The sequence below is a fragment of the Serpentinicella alkaliphila genome, assembly GCF_018141405.1.
GTDB classification, from domain to species: Bacteria; Bacillota; Clostridia; order Peptostreptococcales; family Natronincolaceae; genus Serpentinicella; species Serpentinicella alkaliphila.
Genome location: NZ_CP058648.1, coordinates 727015 through 745807 on the forward strand (window position 1 = coordinate 727015; position 18793 = coordinate 745807).

Below are 18793 nucleotides of genomic sequence, written 5' to 3' on the forward strand. Positions count from 1 at the left end.
TTCTTTATAGAACTACAATATCTTCCTCTTCCAATACATTTCTTAATGCCTCTAAGGCAACTTCTAATTGCTCATCATCAGGTTCGAATGTCGTTAGTTTTTGCATCATTAAACCAGGATAGCTAACGATTTTTACAATTGAAGACTGTTTTTTTCCAGCAATCTTTAAAATTTCAAATGAAATACCCGCAACCACGGGAAGTAAGGCTAGTCTTAGTCCCATCCTCATTAAAGCACTTTCCCAGCTAATAAATGAAAACATAATAATACTTACCATCATTACGATAAAAACAAAGCTTGTTCCACATCTCGGATGTAAAGTTGTATATTTTTTCGCATTTTCTACAGTTAAAGCTTCACCATTTTCATAGCAGTAAATTGCCTTATGCTCAGCACCATGATATTGAAATACTCTTTTCATATCGTCCATTCTTGAAATTATAAGCACATAAATAACAAACATACTTAACCTTAATATTCCTTCAAATAAACTTAAGAATAGACCTTTGTTAATATAGGTTGTTAAAAAACCTGAAACCAACGTAGGTAGAAAAATAAATATACCTACAGATAGGGCTAGGGCAAAGAAAACTGAAACATAAATTAATACATCGTCAGCCTGATCTTTAAATACTTTTTTCATAAAACTTTCAAATTTATCGGGTTCAGTTGGTGTTTCAATTCCTTCTTCTGCAATTTCTGCTGAATACATAAGGGACCTTACACCTAATACCATAGAATCAATTAGGGCTATTCCGCCTCTTAATATAGGTATTTTTGATAATTTATATTTTTGTACTATACCAGTTACTGGTTCTCTTTTTATTTCAATCGTCCTATCAGGCCTTCTTACGGCGATAGCTATATCTTTTGTTCCTCGCATCATAACTCCCTCAATAAGAGCCTGACCACCAACACTTTTAATATTTGAATTAGACATATCAATTTCCTTTCTAAACTGTTCTTTTTATTATTATATACCTATTATGTACTTATTACAAACAACATTAATTTTTAACAGATGCTTTGAAAATTAAAAAAAGTTTAAAAAATTTTAATTTTTTTTAAAAATTAGTGATTAAATCCTGTTTAACATGGTATATATATAATACAATAGAATCCGGTAGTTCCCTACCAATCAAATTTAAAGGTAGTAAGTAAAGTAAATTAGTAGTAAGAGTAAGTTAGTAGTAAAAGTAAGTTAGTAGTAAAAGTAAGTTAGTAGTAAGAGTAAGTTAGTAGTAAAAGCAAGTTAGTAGTAAAAGCAAGTTAGTAGTAAAAGCAAGTTAGTAGTAAAAGTAAGTTAGTAGTAAAAGTAAGTTAGTAGTAAAAGTAAGTTAGTAGTAAAAGTAAGTTAGTAGTAAAAGTAAGTTAGTAGTAAAAGTAAGTTAGTAGTAAAAGTAAGTTAGTAGTAAAAGTAAGTTAGTAGTAAAAGTAAGTTAGTAGTAAAAGTAAGTTAGTAGTAAAAGTAAGTTAGTAGTAAAAGTAAGTTAGTAGTAAAAGTAAGTTAGTAGTAAAAGAAGTAAGGTAAAAAAAGTAAGTATGTAGTTAACAAAAGAAAATAAAAAAGGAGCGTTGATAAGGTAAATGAATGTAGATGGTCCACCAAAGCTAAATGAAGATTGGTATAGCTACTTCCGATTCTATTTTAAATGAAACGGGTTATTTTCAAACAATTTGTTGAAAATACCCGTTTTATTAATTTTCAATAAAAATTCTTATTTTTTTTATTCTATTTCCTTCTAGTTCCTCTAAGACTAGCTTAGTATTACTATACTTAATTGATTCACCAAGTTTTGGTAATCTTCCCAGCTCACTGATCATAAGGCCCCCTATGGAATCTATATCCTCTGCCTCTAGATTTACTCCTAACAATTCATTTACTAACTCTAGACGTATATTTCCTTTTAAAATATATTCGTTATGATTTATAGCTTCAATTTCATTTTCCTGTTCATCATATTCATCCTGTATATCTCCGACTATTTCTTCAATTAAATCTTCCATTGTTACTATCCCAGCAGTTCCCCCATATTCATCTAATGCAATAGCAATTTGTACTTTTTTCTTTTTCATTTCTTTAAATAGTTCTGCAATTCTCTTGTATTCGAAAGTGTAATAGGGGGTTCTTATATAATTATATATATCAAAATTATCATTTATATTTTCTGTAAATAATAAATCTCTTAAATTTAAAATCCCAATTATATTATCTATTCCTTCTTTGAAAACCGGATAACGAGTATATTTCTCATTCCTAATTACTTGTATAATCTCTTCGTAGGTAAGCCTTACATCAATAGCTACGATATCTGTTCTCTGTATCATTACATCTTTAATTTGAAGATCTCCAAACTCAAATACTTTATGTATCATTTCCTTTTCATCTATTTCCAAAACACCTTCTTCTTGACTTACATTAACTACAGTCCTTAGTTCATCCTCTGTTATAAAAGGGCGATTATGATTATTATTTATTCTTAATATTTTCATTAATCCACTTGTGATAAATGTAAAAACTATAACTATTGGATGTAATACTGTAATAATAAAGGCCATAGGTCTGCCAACTCTTACAGAAACTCTTTCTGCATTTTGTGCAGCCCAGGATTTAGGGGTTATTTCAGCAAAAACCAAAACTAAAAACGTCATTATAACAGTTGAAACTACCACACCACTGTCTCCATAATAATCTATTGCAAGAGATGTTGCTATGGCGGAGGCTGCTATATTTACGATATTATTTCCTACTAAAATTGTACCTAGGAGCTTGCTAGGCTCCTTTATCAATCTACTTACTAACTCTGCTCCAACTATCTCATCATCAACCATGTGTCTTGCTCTAATTTTACTTAAAGCCATCAAGGCAGTTTCTGAAGTAGAAAAAAAAGCTGAAAGAATTAATAGAAATAATAATAGAACTATTTTTCCTAAACTGCTTCCAAACAATCTATCACCTCTTTTACACTTGCAAAGTGAATAATATATAGTTTGTGTTTTTTACATAAAAAATAGACATTGAATTTTACTTCAATATCTATTAATACCAATTAGATAATACATACTATTTTCATATCACTTTGTAGAGATAAGTCTATGTATTCTGACTCCACATGTATTATTGGATTACTTACATCATAAGGTGGAATAAATACTATTTCCCCAGTCTTTTCATTATTTAGCCATACATTTGATCCAGTATAGTATACTGAAATATTGTTAATAAATGCATCAAGTATAGAAGGATCAAAGGCACCGATTCCTGTAGTTAAAAAAAGTTTAAACACCTCAAAGGGACTAGTTCTTCTTTTATAGACTCTGTCTGAAATCATTGCATCATAAACATCTGCTATGGAAACAATTTTTGAAAAAATATTTATTTTATTTCCTTTTATTCCAAAAGGATATCCTGAGCCATCTATTCTTTCATGATGATGGAGCACTCCATTCATAACATCAATATCAATATTGCCCATGGTTTTTAAAATTTCGTATCCATACAATGAATGGTTTTTTATTTCATTATACTCCTCATCTGTTAGGCTTCCCTTTTTATTTAAAATCTCTGTATCTATTTTTATTTTCCCGACATCATGCAAAAGAGCTGATTGTATAGCCTTTTTTATGTCCTCTTGTGAAAGTCTTAGCCACTTAGCAATAAGCATTGAGTAAAATGCGGTATTGAGACAGTGTGTATATGTATATACATCAGCACTTTTAACCTTCGTTAACATGCTGATTACTTTTTCTTGATCATCTTGCCAGCTATATATTGAATCAGATATATTGGTTATCATCTTTTTTTCTATTTCTTTACCAGATGACAGCTTATTTAACAAATCCTTTAAACAGTCAATATTTGTTTTATATTGTTCATAAATTTCATTTCTCTCACTTATATCATTGCAAAAAATATCACTTTCGAATTCATAAATCAACACTCTTTCAACATTAAACTGTTCTAATCTCTCCTTAATAAAAGAGTTGATATTAGTATTTTTCACAACTAGTGGTAAACCATAGTTATTTAAAATATCCTCTGCTAATACATCCATTTCTGAACAATCTCTAAGCAATACGTACTTCTTTCTCATATCCCAATACCCCATTACATTATTTTTTTCACATCGCCTATTATTTTACATCATCATATAATTTTGTATATATTAGTTCCCTTATAATTTACTTAATGTCCTAATTATAAAATCTTCTTTAAATGGCTTTACTAGAAAACCTTTTGCACCAAGTTTAACTGCTTCCGTAACAAAAGTTTCTTGTCCTAGAGCAGAGATTATTACAACATTAGCCTTAGGGTCAATATTAATAATTTCTTTCAACACTTCAATTCCATTTTTTTCAGGCATAGTAATATCTAGTGTTAATATATCAGGTCTTAAATCAATATACTTACTTATAGCCTCGACACCATTTTTACCCTCGCCAATAACTTCGAAACCATTTTTTTCGAGTATGCATCTTAGGGAAATCCTCATAAAGGTTGCATCATCAACAATAAGTACTTTTTTCAATATTTCACCTCTTTACCATATATATTTGTTTGATTGAATGGAGAACAAATTATGATTTTCAAAAAACAAAAATGAAGGTATTCACTTAATAAATACCTTCATATGACATAATCTTATTTATATTTTAAAGATTATTAATCACACTTCGGTAACCTGGCAATCATAGATATTTATTGATATCATCCTTAGACCCATGGCTTTGCGTCCCTATCTTTAAATAGGTTTGCCTTTTACAGTGATATTAGTACCTTATACCTATATACTCTTTAAAATTCTTTTTCGACATATTTATTTAAAATCCTTCAATATTTTGTATTTTTTTACAAAAAAATCTCCTTTTTGTAAAAGGAGTTTCTTCATTGATTCATTAAGATATTTAATTTAGTAATGCTAGTTATTTATATATACATTTTAAAATCATATCCATAGCCAACATTGTCTGATTTTGAAGAGAGAAATTAAATTTTTCAAACCTCCACCTTAAACATATGGCATTAAAAAGACCTAAAATTGTATCAGATAAAATAATACTATCAATGTCAGGTGAAAGCTCTCCTGATAGTTTTCCACTTTCAATAGTATCATACATAAACTTATATCGAACATTGTAAATATCCATAACCTTTACAGCTAGATTTTGGTCATTTGCTAACACTTCATAAATCTGTGTAATTGCGGTTATTTCGGGGTAATTTTCATAATATAAAGCGTAAGAATCAATAAAATATTTTATTGCTTCAGTAAAAGGAAGCTTTTTTAATTTTATAGACTCAATAATATCCATATCATATTGTGAGTAGTGCTCTAAAACACCTAATAATATTTCATTTTTATTTTTAAAGTGTTTAAATAAGGTGCCCTCTGAAATTTCTTCCCTTTTTGCAATTTCTCTAGTGGATAGACCTTGTATACCTAAATCATTAATTATCTCTATTGCTGTTAATATAACACGTTCTTTTCTATGTATGGGTAATTTCATATTCTACCTCCTAGCATTGGAACCACATAAGTGAATTATCATGAGTTATGCAGTTCGTGTAAATAAATGTAAATAAGACTGATGTATCGTATATTATAATATACTAAAAAATATTTTTGTTTTATATGTCTTGAAATAGCAAAAAAGACTTGACTTTTTAAACCCGCCCCAATAATCAAAGTGAATGGTATTAATAGCCATTACTCTTGATGAATGGGTGATAAATATGACTCTTGGGAAACCGAAATATAGAAATTTACAACAAGGAAATGGGGGCGGAACGCCAGTTTTAAAAGCAATTTGGGATAAATTTGATTTTTCACTTCTGCTTACGCAATCGGGTATTGTAAAACGTAATGGTGTACCCACTTGGCTTATTGCTTTTGCTTATGTGGTAGGACTTATTGCTAATAAAAATTCTGTCTCACGTATTTCTGATTATGCTACTAAGGATAGCTTATTACAACCGATGTTTCGGAATCTTAAAATGGCTCAATATACCTTTAGCCGCTTTTTTACAACTGATTATAATTGGGGTTTATTTAGTTTTAAAAGAGTACAAAGACTACAACAAGAAGAAGAAACTGCATTTACTGAAGGAGATGTTATTGTACTTGATGATACAAAGGTGGCTCATGCCCATGGAAAGAAAATCCCTTTCCTTTGTTGGTTATATGATAGCTCCATTAAAATAAATATCTGGTGTATGAATATAGTTGCTACAACTGTTGTATTAAAGAACGGACTTAAATATCCATTGTTTTGGCGTATTTGGCGTAAGGTAGAAAATAGCGATGAAAAACAGACAAAAATAGATCTTTCAAAAGAAATGCTAATGGATATTCGCCGGATTTACACAGGGGTACTATGGGTTGCCATGGACCCGGTTTTTATGCAAAGACTTTTTTAATTGGCTCACAGATCATCAATATGATTGGGTTACTAAGGCAAAACGTAATACAGCACTTTATCGAAAAGAAATTGAGAATATTACAGGCCGAGAACGCTTTATCCCTGTAAAGCCTTCAATGCTTATTAAAGAAGTTTTTTCAAACTTCTTATTAGTGGTCTTAAAGATAAAGTAAGTGCTATATCCATACCTAATATTTATATCAAGTTACCCTACCGTTTAGTTGGAAAGCAGGGTAAAGTAGTAACTAAGTATCGTTATACGCCTATTGCAAAAGCAGTTGTAGCTACAAGACTCAAAGAAGATACTGAAATGATGAAGGATGAATTTGAGAAAAACAAAGAGGTTGCGGCTACATATCGTGGGGCTTACCTTTTGATTAGTAATAGGGTCGATAATCCTGAAGAAGCTTTAGATGCATATATTAAGCGTTGGAGCATTGAGGTTTTTTAGAACTGCAAAACAAGAACTGGGGTTGAATTCTTGCCACTCAACGTCGGAAAGTCATCATTACGCCCATATTGAGCTCATTTTTACAGCAGAAACTTTACTTGTCTATGCAAGATGGGAACTCAATAATAAAGGCGCTGAAGAAGGCTTCACCCACGGCGAAATGGTCCGAAACTTTTTCAACGCCACATACCGTATCGTTATAAAAGCACAGCAATGCTTTCAAACTATACAAGTACATTTTGACACAGAAGTTAGGCAATTTGCAAGACTTATTGATAAATTTTGGCCGAAGAATTTATTGTTAGGTTGGTTTACTGTGCAAAATTCCCAGTATATGGAGTCAACTGCATAACTCATGTGAATTATATCTAATATTACATATTATGTCAATTTTAATATGGTATTGAGTGCTAAACATGTAAAAGAAAAGCTCCCTTCGCAGTGAAAGGAGTTATATAGTTTTTATATTCTATTTTATCACTTCATGACATTTTCTACATCTAGCTTCATAGCCTTCTTCTGCTCCAACTAGAATTATAGGGTCACTATATTTAGCAGGCTTCCCGTTTACTAACCTTTGGGTTCTAGTAGCAGGCATTTTACAAACCACACACACAGCAGTTAGCTTTGTTACATACTCTGCTAATGCCATTAGTTGCGGTACTACTTGAAAAGGTTCCCCTCTAAAATCCATATCTAGTCCGGAACAAATAACCCTTTTTCCGCTATCTGCAGAATCTTTACATACTTGTATAATTTCTTCTCCAAGAAATTGTACTTCATCTATAGCTAAAACATCATAGTCTGGATTTTCTTTTATGTAGCTTTGTAACCGCTGCGCATCCTCTACAGCAATACATTTCATTTGTTTACCATTATGACAAGCAATATTATCTACGGAATATCTATCATCAATAGCTGGCTTAAAAACTAATACCTTGAGACCAGCAATATTAGCACGATTAATTCTTCTAAGTAACTCCTCGCTTTTACCCGCATACATAGGTCCTACTATCATTTCAATACTTCCAGCTTGAGAGTACTCCATTAAATCTACCATATTTTATCTCCCCCAAGTAACAGTTTGATACTAATTCAACTAAATTTTAAATATGATATAACCGCAAATTCCCTCTATAAGAGGGAATTTTTGATATACTAATGATAAAAATAAAGGTTAGAAAAAGCTCTAACCTTACATTCCAAATTTCTTTTTGAATTTTTCCACACGTCCACCTTTTTCCATTTGCTTCTGTTTACCAGTAAAGTATGGATGGCACTCTGAACAGATTTCAACTCTAATTTCATCTTTAGTTGAACCAGTTTTGAAGTTGTTACCACATGCACAATGTACGTCTACTTCTTTATAGTTTGGATGTATATCTTTTTTCACTTTAATCACCTCTTTCTATGTATCAAGGCTATATTTAATAATTGAATTAGTCAAATTTAACTTCTATATTATAGCATAGGGATTTCATCAGTGCAAGAGTATTTAGCATTATAGTGTTTTTCTAATCATTTCCACAAAATCAACATTCCTCTTACTCTGTAATAGTAGACTAATTACCTTTTCAGTAACTTCCTGAACAGGTTGATTACCCAAGGCCCTCCTCACATTTAAAACAGCCTCCATTTCGCTTTGGCTTAATAGTAATTCTTCCCTTCTTGTTCCTGATTTATTAATATCAACAGCAGGGAAAATTCTTTTTTCTGAAAGCTTTCTGTCTAAATGTAGCTCCATATTTCCTGTACCTTTGAATTCTTCAAAAATAACATCATCCATACGGCTTCCTGTTTCAACTAAAGCTGTAGCTATTATTGTTAAACTACCGCCCTCTTCTAGCTTTCTAGCGGCACCAAAAAACCTTTTAGGCTTATGCAGTGCTCCAGGATCTAGCCCTCCTGAAAGGGTTCTACCAGTAGGAGGAATTGTTAAGTTATATGCCCTAGCTAATCTTGTTATACTATCTAAAAGAATTAATACGTCTTTACCATGCTCTACTAATCTTTGGGCTCTATTTAATACCATTTCTGCTACTTTAATATGATGACTTGGTAGTTCATCAAATGTAGAGTATACAACCTCACCTTTTATAGACCTTTGCATATCAGTAACTTCCTCTGGTCGCTCATCAATCAGAAGTACTATAATCTCTATCTCTGGGTGATTTTCTGCAACACTATTAGCTATTTTTTGCATTAAAATAGTTTTACCCGCCTTCGGTGGCGCGACAATTACACCCCTCTGACCTTTTCCAATAGGTGCGATTAGGTCAATCAACCTAGTTGCTAACTCTGTGGAATTTTTTTCTAAACTCATTCTTTCTTTGGGATAAACTGGGGTAAGATCTTCAAAATGTGGTCTTCGGATTGCAGACTCTGGATTTAAATTATTTATTTTTTTAACATAAAGAAGGGCTTTAAATTTCTCACCACTTTTAGGTGGTCTTGTAATTCCTGTAATCTTATCTCCGGTTCTCATACTAAATCTTCTTATTTGCGAAGGGGATATGTAAATATCATTATCACTAGATAAATAATTATCTCTTCTTAAAAATCCATATCCATCCTGATGAATTTCTAATATACCCTCTACTATTTCTACTTCACCGCTTTCTGGCAGTTCATCTGATAAATGCTGTGGTAGTGCATGCTGCTTTCTTGCATCGACTTGAGCCTTTTCTACTACCACTTCACTATTTTGATTTTCACTTATAAGATTGCTACTTTTTTCTTCCAGTTTAACATCTTTTTTCTGTTCGACTATCCATTCGATAATTTCACTCTTTTTATATTTTGATAGATTCGTTAATCCCATTTCCTTAGCTACATCCTTAATTTCCTGTAGCTTCATATTTTCTAATTCTTCTAAATTCAATATAACACCCCCCATAAATAGGGACAAAAGATTAATCCCTTTTGTCCCTTTCTTAATTGTCATTAGCACATTCTAACACTATTACATTTATCAGTCAATTGCTAGATTTACTAACAATTAATAAGCATACTTAGGCTTTTTATTTAACTTATGAATTGCTTCAATAAAACGAATAGTTCCAGTTTCTGATCTCATTACAACAGAGTGGGTTTTTACTCTTCCATTCCCTGCATAAACAACCCCCTTTAAAAGCTCTCCATCAGAAATTCCTGTAGCAGCAAAGTAAGCTTCATCTCCCTTTACTAAATCATTCATATATAACACTTTATTGACATCTACACCCATTTTTATACATCTTGCTATTTCTGCGTCCTCATATGGTATTAATTTTCCTTGAAATTCTCCACCCATACACTTAAGTGCTGCTGCTGCAATAACACCTTCTGGAGCACCACCAATGCCTAGTAGTATATCAACACCTGTATGATCAAAGCATGTTGCTAAAGCTGCTGCAACATCCCCATCATTAAATAGCTTAATTCTCGCACCTGCCTCCCGGCATTGTCTAATAATTTCTTCATGTCTTGGTCTATCTAATATTGTAACAGTTAAATCTTCTATGCTTTTATTTAAAGACTCTGCAGTTGCTTTTAAATTCTCGATTACTGGAGCATCAATATGTATTTTACCTGCAGCCTTAGGTCCTACAGCAATTTTATTCATGTACATATCAGGGGCATTTAGGAGACATCCTCTAGGGGCTACTGCAACAACAGCTATGGCATTCGGAAGTCCTTTAGCTACAGCATTAGTACCTTCCACAGGGTCCACAGCTATATCCACCTTCACAGAGCTTTGTCCACAACTTCCAACAACTTCCCCGATATATAGCATTGGGGCCTCGTCAAGTTCACCTTCCCCTATAACTACTATACCCTCTATATCTAATGTATCAAACATCTTTCTCATTCCATCTACTCCAGCCTGGTCTGCAGCATTTTTATCACCTCTACCTAAATGCTTTGCAGCACCTAAAGCCGCAGTTTCAGTCACCCTTACTAGATCAACAGCCAGATTACGATTCAACAAAATTCCTCCTTTGTAATTTACTCATCTAAGTATACGAAAGAACATATATTGTGTCAATTAACTGATTTCCAATCATCTAAAAATTTCTTAATCCCTATATCAGTTAGTGGATGACTAACCATTTGCTTAAATATACTATATGGTATAGTTGCAATATGTGCACCAGCCTTAGCACAATCAGTAACATGATTTATGTTTCTTATGCTTGCTGCAATTATTTCAGTATCAATACCGTGAATATCAAAAATATTTACTATATCTTCAACTAAACTTAATCCACTTTGACCTATATCATCTAATCTACCCAAAAATGGGCTAACATAACTAGCACCCGCCCTTGCTGCTAAAAGAGCCTGAGTCCCTGAGAAAACAAGAGTTACATTTGTTGGTATTCCAAGTTTACTAAACTCTGATACCGCCTTTAATCCCTCCGCAGTCATAGGTACTTTAATTACTATATTTTCATGGATTTTGTATAGTTCTTTACCCTCAGCTATCATTTCTTCAGCATTTTCAGAAATAACCTCAGCACTTATAGGCCCATTAACTATTTCAGTTATTTCTTTAATAACCTGCTTAAAATCTCTTCCTTCCTTTACTATTAATGAAGGATTTGTAGTAACCCCTCCTAAAACCCCCCACTTAGCTATTTCTTCTATCTCACTAACATTAGCTGTATCAATAAATAACTTCATTGTTATTGCCCCCTTCTAATCATCGTATATTTAAACTTTTTTATATTATACTCAATTTACTAAATTTATATTTCCTTTATATATTTTAATGTTAGCATTTAAACATGTCCATATATATCCATTTTCTATATTAACCAACTCACCCTCTATATCCTTCTTTTTGTACAAGATTTATATATATTATATTCTAATATAAGTCTCTTTCTTTCTGATATCAAGTAATTTTGAGTAAATTATAAGAATATTTAGTATATTTCGAAAATATAATAGGTAGTATAAACGTTGAAATTTACAGGTTTTGTTAATAAAATAACGCTTGCATAATAGGCATACCCATTATATAATATTTAAGTGAACAAAGTTATTTTTTAAATTTTCTAAATATTCGAATTTGAGTGGTAATATTCTCCATTATGAATATTTGTTTCTGCTTAAATACCTGTTTTTAAATCAATGGAATAAACATTGAATTTAAATAAACTATCATTTTTATTATATCATTAAAAAAGGAGGTAAATTGTATGAGTTTAGAAACGAAACAAAGAGAACAATGGGGTTCTAGAGTTGCATTCATTCTTGCTGCTGCTGGGTCTGCTGTTGGATTAGGAAACATCTGGCGTTTCCCTTATGTTGTTGGTACAAATGGAGGAGCTGCGTTCGTAATTATTTATCTTTTTATAATCGCACTTATTGGATATCCTATGATGGTAACTGAAATGGCTATTGGTCAAAAAACAAAGAGAAACGCAATTGGTGCCTTTAGAGATTTAGCACCAAACACACCATGGTGGGTTGCAGGGGCCCTAGGGGTACTTGCAGGGTTCGTAATTCTGTCATTCTACTCTGTAGTTGCTGGTTGGACATTATCTTACTTCTTTAAAACACTAGCTGGTGATTTAGGAGTTGGAACTGATTTTGTTGGCACTTTTATTGGTCACATTACAAGTGACTGGGCGCCACTATTTTGGCACTTTGTATTTATGGGTCTTACCTTAGGAATTATCGGATTAGGAGTTGTTAAAGGTATTGAAAAAACTGTTAAAATTTTAATGCCTGCATTATTTGTACTTTTAATAGCATTAGTTGGTAGAGCTTTAACATTACCAGGGGCTGGAGCAGGGGTAGAGTTCCTTATAAAACCTGACTTTAGCAAAATTACTGCACAGTCTATATTAGGTGCCGTAGGGCAAGCATTCTTTACACTTAGTTTAGGTATGGGTTGTATGATCACTTACGGAAGTTATTTAGATGATAAAGAAAACATTAATGATAACGCAGCTTGGGTAGTTGGATTAGATACAGCTGTTGCTTTAATCGCTGGTTTCGCTATCTTCCCAGCAGTATTCGCATTAGGATTTGACCCAGCAGCAGGTGGTGGATTAGCATTTATTACTCTTCCAGCAGTATTTGCATCTATGCCTGGTGGAACGATTTTCGGAGCAGCATTCTTCTTATTACTAGCTGTTGCAGCTTTAACATCTGCTATATCGCTTCTTGAAGTAGTTGTTGCTTACTATATTGACGAAAAAGGTTGGTCAAGACAAAAAGCTTCACTTATTATTGGTACTTTAATTTTCATACTTGGAATTCCTGCATCTTTATCAATGGGTAGATGGTCAGGATTCACGATTTTAGGATATAACTTCTTCGATTTCTTAGATTTCCTACAAGAAAGTATTTTACTTCCTGTTGGTGGGTTATTAACAGCAATATTTGCTGGTTATGTATGGTCAGCTAAGAAAACTAGAGAACATTCAAATATTAATAAATCTGCTATTAGATTAGGTACTTGGTTTGATGTTTTAATTATGTATGTTTCTCCTATCGCAGTTTCTGTAGTTATGGTAACTGGATTAGTTGATAAATTAAAAGACATCGTTCCAAATATTAGACCAATAGCTTATGGATCTCTTTCATTAATTATCTTATTTGCAGTTTGGGCTGTGAATGATGCAAGAAAGAAATTAGCTACTGAAAAAGCAAAAGCGTAATTTTCTTAAAATTACAATAAACCCAAAACCAAGTAAAAAGCACCGGCTAACCTCGGTGCTTTTTACTTTTCTCTTAAATTTAAGAAGGTGCTGATCTTAATCAACACCTTTTATACTTAGTTATGTCTTTTATTCAGCTCTTTATATATTTCTTCAAGAGAAACTTCCTTCTCATTAAGTAACACAAATAAGTGATATATTAAATCAGAAGTTTCATAAATTAGTTCTTCTTTATTAATATTCTTAGCAGCTATAATAACCTCTGCATTTTCTTCCCCTACTTTTTTTAATATTTTATCTATACCCTTATCAAATAAGTAGTTAGTATAGGAGCCTTCCTTTGGATTTAGCTTTCTATCCTTAATAACATTATATATCTTTTCTAAAATAGTAATATCCACTTCATTTTCCCTATTAGTTTGCTCTACAAGCTCATTAAAGAAACAGTTTCTTGCTCCAGTATGGCAGGCAACTCCTATTTGCTCAACCTTAATAAGAAGTGTATCTCCGTCACAGTCATAGTTTATAGCCTTTACATATTGAAAATGTCCTGAGGTTTCTCCTTTGTTCCAAAGTGCTCCTCTGCTCCTACTCCAAAACCATGTAGTTCCTGTTTCTAGTGTTTTCTCTAAAGATTCCGCATTCATATATGCCATCATTAACACTTCTTTACTATTAATATCTTGAATAATTGCAGGTATTAACCCTTTATCATCATATTTAATATTGTCTAAAGCCATCTCTTCTAAAGCCATCCCTATCCCTACTTTCTTATTTCTATTCCCTTATTACTAAGATAACTCTTCAGATCATTAATTTCAACCTCTTTAAAATGAAATAATGATGCAGCAAGGGCAGCATCTGCCTTACCCTCTGAAAAGGCCTCATAAAAATCCTCCAGCTTACCCGCTCCGCCGGATGCAATTACAGGTATATTAACTGCTTCACTTATAAGTCTAGTAATTTCTAAATCGTATCCAGATTTAGTACCATCCTTATCCATACTAGTTAAAAGTATTTCTCCTGCTCCTAGCTCAGCTACCTTCTTTGCCCAACTAACAGCCTCTAGACCCGTATCCTCTCTTCCACCCTTTACATATACATGGTGACTACCATCTTCCTGCTTTTTAACATCAATTGCTATTACAACAGCCTGACTTCCAAAAAGCTTAGCACATTGAGTAATTATTTCTGGTGTTTTTACAGCTGCAGAGTTAATTGACACTTTATCTGCTCCAGCCTGTAATACCTCGCGAAAGTCCTCTACGGATCTAATCCCTCCACCTACGGTTAAAGGAATAAATACTTGCTCTGCAGTTTTTTTAACCACATCCATAATAATATCTCTTTCTTCATTAGATGCAGTTATATCTAAAAAGACAATCTCATCCGCACCTTGCTCATTATATGCCTTAGCAATTTCAACTGGATCTCCAGCATCTATTAAATTTACAAAATTTACGCCCTTAACAACTCTACCCTTATTAACATCTAAACAGGGAATAATCCTCTTAGTTAGCATTTATTTCACCTCTATCTTTTCTAAATCCACCCTTCCCTCATAAAGGGCTTTTCCTACTATTGCTCCCGCAACACCGATTTCTTTAAGTTTAACTAAATCATCCTCAGAAGAAACTCCACCGGAGGCTATAATATCGATATTAACTCTATCCTTTAAATAGTTTATAGCTTCAAAGTTAGGTCCCTTTAGCATCCCATCCCTAGCAATATCTGTATATACTATGGTTTTAACTCCTAATTCCTCCATCTCCCTAGCAAAGTCTACTGCAGAAACTTCACTGGTTTTAGTCCATCCATCAATAGCTACATAACCATTATGGGCATCAATTGAAACAATTATTTTATCCCCATAGGAATTAACTGCTTCCTTTAGCATATCCTTATCCTGCAGAGCCTTTGTTCCTAAAATAACTCTATTTACTCCTACATTAAAAAGGTTATTCATAACTTCAAGGCTTCTTATTCCGCCCCCTACTTGTATTGGAATATTTACTACTTCCCTTATTCTTTTGATTTGCTCTAGGTTTTTAGAAACCCCATCAAAGGCCCCGTCTAAATCTACTATGTGAAGAATCTTAGCCCCTTTTTTCTCCCACATAATAGCAACATCCTCTGGTTTTTCAAAATATATTATTTCTTCATCTTTTTTTCCCTGTGTTAGTCTAACGCACTTCCCATCTTTAATATCTATTGCTGGATAAATAACCACTATATCAACTCCCCAAAATTCTTTAGTATTTTTAATCCTGTACTACTACTTTTTTCAGGATGAAATTGAATCCCGAATATATTATCCTTTTGAACTATTGCAGGTATTTCTATACCATAATCTGTTGTCGCAATAACTACATCCTTACTTTGCGGTTTAGCATAATAGGAGTGGACAAAATAGAAATACGACTGAGGATCTGCACCTTTTAATATACTTGATTCAAATTTAATATTTAAATTATTCCAGCCCATATGGGGTATTTTATTACCCTCAGGGATTTTTACTATATCCCCTGTTATTACATTGAGACCTTCACTTTTTTCAACCTCATATCCATAAGAGAATAAAATTTGCATACCTAGACAAATGCCAAGAAAGGGCTTTCCGGTGCTAACCTCCTCACGGATAACCTCATCTAACCCTAAGTTTTTTAAATTATTCATTGCATCATAAAAGGCTCCTACTCCAGGAATAACGATGGCCTTTGAATTTTTAATATCTTCTTTTTCATAGGTAACGATAGCGTCATAGCCTACGGTTTCAAAGGCCTTTTGAACGCTTCTTAAATTACCCATACCATAATTTACTATAGCAATCATTACTTTATCAACTCCATTAAAATTTTATTGAACCACATTTAGCACTTTTGAATAAAATATATAAACTATGTTTTAATTTTTTTATTTAAGGAGGAATTTATATGGAAAATGAAGCAACTACCACCCGTACATGTCCCCCAGGAACAATTCCATACGTTATAAAGTCTGGAGATACTTTCTATAAGTTAGCAAAGGAATATAATACTACTGTAGCTGCTATTATATCTGCTAATCCCCTAGTAGATCCTGAAAAACTTAAAATAGGTGAAACAATTTGTATCCCTACTCAAAAGGTTCATCCCCCATGTCCCGAAGGAAATTACTATACTATTCAACCCGGGGATACTCTTTATAGGATAGCTATACGGTACAATATATCCTTAGATGATTTAATTCATGCTAACCCATTACTTGATCCTGCAAGACTTGAAATAGGGCAAATTATTTGTATACCAGTAGCAACTCCACCGGTTACATGTCCACCTGGCACTAGGTCTTATATGATTAAGGCAGGGGATACATTCTACAATTTAGCTATTAAATATAGGACTACAGTTGATGCCATCCAAAAGGCTAATCCAAATGTAGACCCAACCAGACTTTTAATTGGCCAAATTGTTTGTATGCCAGAGGTTAAATAGAATAATTATAATCAGGGAATTATACTGGCATATATAATTCCCTGTTTGTTATATAAAAGAGCTTTATGTCAAAGAAATGAATAATAAGACCGGGGGGTATATAAGACATTGCTCTTTTATTTCTATTAAAGTTTTCCTTTAGTAGACATTACTCCTTTTATTCTTTCATCTATTGAAGTTGCTTCATCTAAAGCTCTTCCAAAGGCTTTAAATATGCTCTCTATAATATGATGATCATTTCTTCCATGGATGCATTTTATATGCAGGGTCATTCCACTATTAAAGGCTAAGGCTCTAAAAAATTCTTCAACCAATTGAACTTCAAAGTTTCCTGTGGAATGACTTATAAAGTTTACATCAAAGTATAAAAAAGGCCGGCCACTAATATCTATAGATACCATCGATAAAGCCTCATCCATAGGGGTAAATACAGTAGCATATCTCTTAATTCCTCGTTTATCCCCTAGAGCCTTACCAATTGCTTCCCCTAGTACAATAGCAACATCCTCAACCGTATGGTGAAAATCCACCTCTAAGTCACCCTTTGCCTTAATATCCATATTAAAAAATCCATGCTTAGAAACCTGCTCTAGCATATGGTCTAAAAAACCAATGCCAGTATCAATCTTTTTTTCACCCTGACCATCTATATCTATATATACTTCAATTTTTGTCTCATTAGTTTCTCTTTGAACTCTATTTTCTCTTTTTTCCATTGTTATACCCCCTGAAGTTTAAAGCAGAACATAGTCTTCTAATAGCTTTAAAAATAGATCATTTTGTTCTTTAGTTCCAATAGAAACCCTCAAGCAGCCTGCTAAAGGTCCTTGTTCCCCAAAATGTCTAATAAGGACACCTTTATTAATTAAATGCTCGTAAATATCCTTTGCATTTTTTATATTAAATAGGATAAAATTTGCTTCGCTATTATAAACCTTAATATTACAAAGTTTATTTAGCTTATCCTTCACTCTTTCTCTCTCATCTATAATTTCCTCAATAATTTCCTTAGACCATTCTTTATTTTCTAGACATACCTTTGCGGCTAACTGGTCAATGCTACTAACGTTATATGGTGGTTTTACCCTGTTAATTGCCTCTGTAAGCTCCGTTGATGCTATAGAGTACCCTACCCTAGCCCCAGCTAAACCAAAGGCCTTAGAAAGAGTTCTAAGGACAACCACATTATTATATTTTTCAACCAAGTCGATAGCACTATCCTTATAAAATTCCATATAAGCTTCATCAATAGCAACTATTCCTGTAGAATTTTCAATTACCTGTATAATGTCATCCTTTGGAATTACTCCCCCTGTTGGGTTGTTTGGATTTGTTAGAAAAATTACTTTAGGTTTTTCCTCTTTCATAACCCTAATAAATTCAGCGCAATTAAATTCAAAGTTTTCACCTAAGGGTACCTCTAATGTCACCCCACCAGCGACTTGATTTGTAATTCTATACATATCAAAGGTTGGTGTATGAATTAATATTTTATCTCCCTTGTCTATAAAAGCATTAATTATTAAAGTGATTATTTGGTCTGAACCACAACCTAAAATAATTTGATCTATAGAAACACCTAAATCTTCAGCTAGCATTCCTCTAACTACCGTGGAATCACTATCTGGATATTCATTTATTTTTAAGTTTTTAAGCTCTTCTATTATTTTATCATTGAGTTTTAATGCAACATGATTATTTTCATTAGCATCAAGCTTTGCTAATACCTTATAGCTTTTTGGTTTATATGGAGTCAAGCTTCTAACGCTCTCCTTTAATAATCCTTCAATCAT

At 32.7% G+C, this 18793-nt stretch carries 22 protein-coding genes and 1 riboswitch; of the genes, 6 read left to right on the forward strand and 16 right to left on the reverse strand.

Going from position 1 to position 18793, the window contains the following annotated elements; translation table 11 throughout:
- Window positions 1-4: 4 nt before the first annotated feature.
- The 5 genes from HZR23_RS03735 to HZR23_RS03755 form a co-directional block, all read right to left on the reverse strand.
- Window positions 5-940, reverse strand: coding sequence for a DUF1385 domain-containing protein (locus tag HZR23_RS03735; protein WP_132849728.1), 936 nt, complete (start codon window positions 938-940; stop codon window positions 5-7).
- Between the two features lie 758 nt (window positions 941-1698).
- On the reverse strand, window positions 1699-2949 hold the full coding sequence (locus HZR23_RS03740) for an HlyC/CorC family transporter (RefSeq protein WP_132849729.1): 1251 nt from the start codon (window positions 2947-2949) through the stop codon (window positions 1699-1701).
- 101 nt (window positions 2950-3050) lie between these two features.
- Window positions 3051-4094 (reverse strand): HD-GYP domain-containing protein, encoded by a 1044-nt coding sequence (locus HZR23_RS03745; protein ID WP_165913785.1) that lies wholly within the window; start codon window positions 4092-4094, stop codon window positions 3051-3053.
- Window positions 4095-4175: 81 nt separating this feature from the next.
- Complete coding sequence (locus tag HZR23_RS03750) at window positions 4176-4529, reverse strand: response regulator (protein ID WP_132849731.1); 354 nt, start codon at window positions 4527-4529, stop codon at window positions 4176-4178.
- A 144-nt stretch (window positions 4530-4673) separates the two neighbouring features.
- A riboswitch (cyclic di-GMP riboswitch) is annotated at window positions 4674-4767 on the reverse strand.
- 156 nt (window positions 4768-4923) lie between these two features.
- A complete protein-coding gene (locus HZR23_RS03755; RefSeq protein WP_132849732.1) occupies window positions 4924-5508 on the reverse strand; it encodes a TetR/AcrR family transcriptional regulator in 585 nt (194 codons plus the stop codon).
- Between the two features lie 184 nt (window positions 5509-5692).
- Here HZR23_RS03755 and HZR23_RS03760 point away from each other — a divergent pair, with 184 nt between their 5' ends.
- The 4 genes from HZR23_RS03760 (at window position 5693) to HZR23_RS16845 (ending at window position 7223) form a co-directional block, all read left to right on the forward strand.
- Window positions 5693-6418, forward strand: a complete 726-nt coding sequence (locus HZR23_RS03760) for a hypothetical protein (protein ID WP_213050321.1) — start codon at window positions 5693-5695, stop codon at window positions 6416-6418.
- Window positions 6381-6593: a hypothetical protein gene (locus HZR23_RS16835; RefSeq protein WP_249536740.1), complete on the forward strand. Its 213-nt coding sequence runs from the start codon at window positions 6381-6383 to the stop codon at window positions 6591-6593. Before HZR23_RS03760 ends, HZR23_RS16835 begins: the two co-directional genes overlap by 38 nt.
- Before the next feature lie 137 nt (window positions 6594-6730).
- Window positions 6731-6871 carry a hypothetical protein gene (locus tag HZR23_RS16840; RefSeq protein WP_249536741.1) on the forward strand — a complete coding sequence of 47 codons (141 nt, stop codon included), beginning with the start codon at window positions 6731-6733 and terminating at the stop codon, window positions 6869-6871.
- On the forward strand, window positions 6834-7223 hold the full coding sequence (locus HZR23_RS16845) for a hypothetical protein (RefSeq protein ID WP_249536742.1): 390 nt from the start codon (window positions 6834-6836) through the stop codon (window positions 7221-7223). The genes HZR23_RS16840 and HZR23_RS16845 overlap by 38 nt, the downstream gene beginning before the upstream one ends.
- A gap of 117 nt (window positions 7224-7340) precedes the next feature.
- On the opposite strand, the gene HZR23_RS03770 is transcribed toward HZR23_RS16845, so the two are convergent.
- From HZR23_RS03770 to fsa, 5 genes are all read right to left on the reverse strand, one after another.
- Entirely contained in the window at window positions 7341-7931 is a 591-nt protein-coding gene (locus HZR23_RS03770; protein ID WP_132848409.1) for a thymidine kinase, read from the reverse strand.
- 135 nt (window positions 7932-8066) lie between these two features.
- Window positions 8067-8264: a 50S ribosomal protein L31 gene (gene rpmE, locus HZR23_RS03775; protein WP_132848408.1), complete on the reverse strand. Its 198-nt coding sequence runs from the start codon at window positions 8262-8264 to the stop codon at window positions 8067-8069.
- Between the two features lie 108 nt (window positions 8265-8372).
- The gene (gene rho, locus HZR23_RS03780; protein WP_132848413.1) at window positions 8373-9767 is read right to left on the reverse strand and encodes a transcription termination factor Rho; all 1395 of its coding nucleotides are present in this window, start codon (window positions 9765-9767) and stop codon (window positions 8373-8375) included.
- 102 nt (window positions 9768-9869) lie between these two features.
- Window positions 9870-10838 carry a class II fructose-bisphosphatase gene (gene glpX / locus HZR23_RS03785; RefSeq protein WP_132848407.1) on the reverse strand — a complete coding sequence of 323 codons (969 nt, stop codon included), beginning with the start codon at window positions 10836-10838 and terminating at the stop codon, window positions 9870-9872.
- A 56-nt stretch (window positions 10839-10894) separates the two neighbouring features.
- Entirely contained in the window at window positions 10895-11536 is a 642-nt protein-coding gene (gene fsa / locus HZR23_RS03790; RefSeq protein WP_132848406.1) for a fructose-6-phosphate aldolase, read from the reverse strand.
- Window positions 11537-12057: 521 nt separating this feature from the next.
- Between fsa and HZR23_RS03795 the strand changes: the two genes are divergently transcribed.
- Window positions 12058-13527 (forward strand): sodium-dependent transporter, encoded by a 1470-nt coding sequence (locus HZR23_RS03795; RefSeq protein WP_132848405.1) that lies wholly within the window; start codon window positions 12058-12060, stop codon window positions 13525-13527.
- A gap of 116 nt (window positions 13528-13643) precedes the next feature.
- Here HZR23_RS03795 and hisIE read toward each other — a convergent pair whose 3' ends face one another.
- From hisIE to hisH, 4 genes are read right to left on the reverse strand one after another with little or no spacing between them, the layout of a single operon-like run.
- Entirely contained in the window at window positions 13644-14282 is a 639-nt protein-coding gene (gene hisIE / locus HZR23_RS03800; protein ID WP_207667873.1) for a bifunctional phosphoribosyl-AMP cyclohydrolase/phosphoribosyl-ATP diphosphatase HisIE, read from the reverse strand.
- Window positions 14283-14290: 8 nt separating this feature from the next.
- The gene (hisF, locus tag HZR23_RS03805; protein ID WP_132848404.1) at window positions 14291-15049 is read right to left on the reverse strand and encodes an imidazole glycerol phosphate synthase subunit HisF; all 759 of its coding nucleotides are present in this window, start codon (window positions 15047-15049) and stop codon (window positions 14291-14293) included.
- Complete coding sequence (gene hisA / locus HZR23_RS03810) at window positions 15050-15757, reverse strand: 1-(5-phosphoribosyl)-5-[(5-phosphoribosylamino)methylideneamino]imidazole-4-carboxamide isomerase (RefSeq protein ID WP_132848403.1); 708 nt, start codon at window positions 15755-15757, stop codon at window positions 15050-15052.
- Window positions 15757-16359 carry an imidazole glycerol phosphate synthase subunit HisH gene (gene hisH / locus HZR23_RS03815; RefSeq protein ID WP_132848402.1) on the reverse strand — a complete coding sequence of 201 codons (603 nt, stop codon included), beginning with the start codon at window positions 16357-16359 and terminating at the stop codon, window positions 15757-15759. Before hisH ends, hisA begins: the two co-directional genes overlap by 1 nt.
- Window positions 16360-16460: 101 nt before the next feature.
- Here hisH and HZR23_RS03820 point away from each other — a divergent pair, with 101 nt between their 5' ends.
- Window positions 16461-17000 (forward strand): muramidase family protein, encoded by a 540-nt coding sequence (locus tag HZR23_RS03820; RefSeq protein WP_132848401.1) that lies wholly within the window; start codon window positions 16461-16463, stop codon window positions 16998-17000.
- A 125-nt stretch (window positions 17001-17125) separates the two neighbouring features.
- Here HZR23_RS03820 and hisB read toward each other — a convergent pair whose 3' ends face one another.
- Together hisB and hisC are read right to left on the reverse strand one after the other, a co-directional pair.
- Complete coding sequence (hisB, locus tag HZR23_RS03825; RefSeq protein WP_132848400.1) at window positions 17126-17716, reverse strand: imidazoleglycerol-phosphate dehydratase HisB; 591 nt, start codon at window positions 17714-17716, stop codon at window positions 17126-17128.
- 18 nt (window positions 17717-17734) lie between these two features.
- Entirely contained in the window at window positions 17735-18793 is a 1059-nt protein-coding gene (hisC, locus tag HZR23_RS03830) for a histidinol-phosphate transaminase (protein ID WP_132848399.1), read from the reverse strand.